We start from the raw sequence: 1,781 nt of genomic DNA on the forward strand, positions 1-1,781 counted from the left end.
GCCTTGAAGCAGCCTTAAAAAAAATCGGATAGTTCATGCTGTTTATAACGCCTCTGAATTTGCGGGTTATGACAGCCGCCTACTAGACTGTGAGATTATGATCATTTGAGGATCATCATGACTGACGTCAAAACTGCTTCGTCCATATTGCCTCTCTGGAAACGATGCCTGATTACCCTTGCAGTGATGTTGGTGGCCAGTTTCTTAATCGGTTTGTTGGTTCGCAGTCTATTCGGTTTTTCCCTGCCCGATTATGTGTCTGGGGTTGTGGGTGGTTTCTCAGCAATAGTGATATGGGAATTCCTTAAGTGAGCGCAACCCACCCCCTCATTATTGTCGGTTTTATACGTGCCGGGTATTATATCAGCCTATCGTGCTGTCATTTGTACCCGGGTCTCGCTGTGCGCTTACAACGAAAAAGATAGCCGCTCTTTCTGGAATTCAGATCGAACTTTCCTACTGTCCGATAGGCTCCAGGGGGTTGCTCTAAAATAAGTTACATAGAAAGCAAAAGGATAATAAAGAGGAAGTTTTAATGGCTATCGTCTCAATTCCAGAACCCGAAAAAGACATCAAACTCGGCATCAGCGCCTGCCTGATGGGTCAGAAAGTCCGATACGATGGTGGGCACAAGCGCTCTTCGTTTTGTATGAATACCCTGAGTCATTTCTTCCAATTCGAGTCTGTCTGCCCGGAAGTGGCCATCGGACTGGGCACCCCCAGGGAACCTATTCGTCTGGTTGGGGATATCCAGCAGGTCAGGGTTGTGGGTACCGATCACCCAGATGTGGACGTTACCGATCAGCTGACTGATTATGGCTACAGAAAAGCCAGAGAATTAACCGATATCAGTGGCTATATCCTGATGCAAAAATCCCCCAGTTGTGGCATGGAAAGGGTCAAGGTCTACCATGAAAACGGCTTCCCTTCTGGCGTCAGTTCTGCAGGTGCATACGCCAAAGCCCTGATGGAAGCACAACCTCTTCTGCCTGTGGAGGAAGAAGGCCGACTCCATGATCCCGTTTTGAGGGAAAATTTTTTCACCCGGGTGTATGCCTACCACCGCTGGCACAGCGAAGTACTGAAAAATCCCAGTCATGCCGCTGTGGTTCATTTTCACTCAACCCACAAATATATGATCATGGCTCACAATCCCAGCGATTATAGTGCCCTGGGACAGCTCGTTGCCAAAGGCGGCAAGATGGAACTGCAACCTTTGTTGGCACAATACTTCGAAGAGTTCATGAACACCCTGAAAAAAAGGGCAACCCGGAAGTCCCACACTAATACCATGCTGCACATTCTGGGCTACGTAAAGAAGACTGTGGACACCACAGAGCGAAACCAGTTTCTCAAACTGGTCGAAGAGTACCGTCAGGGTATCCTGCCGTTAGTAGTGCCAATGACCATGCTACGTCATTTCATTGAAAATCATGGCAACGACTACATCCAGCAGCAGACCTATCTTCTCCCTCACCCTGATCAATTAGGGCTCAGAAATCAGATCTGAAGCCTGACCTTCCAAAATAAACGCCGGGCGCAAGTGTCTGGCGAACTTGCAACGCTCAATAGTACAGTCTGAAAAAACGGTCTGCTGTAAATTCAGCTCTTTATGCCAATTCATTTGTAATAACCTATTTTATAAAATTTAAAAATTACTTATTACTAATTTTATGAGCGTGCTGACAGGATTTACATCGACCTTTAAGGTTTCGGGAACGGTATCTTGACATCCTCTCGCCCCTGAAGGAGCGAGATTCCCGTTAGTCACCTAACAGGCT

The 1,781-nt window shown here is 47.1% G+C and carries 2 protein-coding genes; both read left to right on the top strand.

The features are described from left to right. Positions 1-117 precede the first annotated feature (117 nt). Positions 118-312, top strand: coding sequence for a hypothetical protein (locus KDK18_RS13005; RefSeq protein WP_257255355.1), 195 nt, complete (start codon positions 118-120; stop codon positions 310-312). A gap of 223 nt (positions 313-535) precedes the next feature. Continuing rightward, entirely contained in the window at positions 536-1,510 is a 975-nt protein-coding gene (locus tag KDK18_RS13010; RefSeq protein ID WP_257255356.1) for a DUF523 and DUF1722 domain-containing protein, read from the top strand. Positions 1,511-1,781 lie beyond the last annotated feature (271 nt).

It is taken from the genome of Endozoicomonas sp. SESOKO3 (assembly GCF_024606255.1).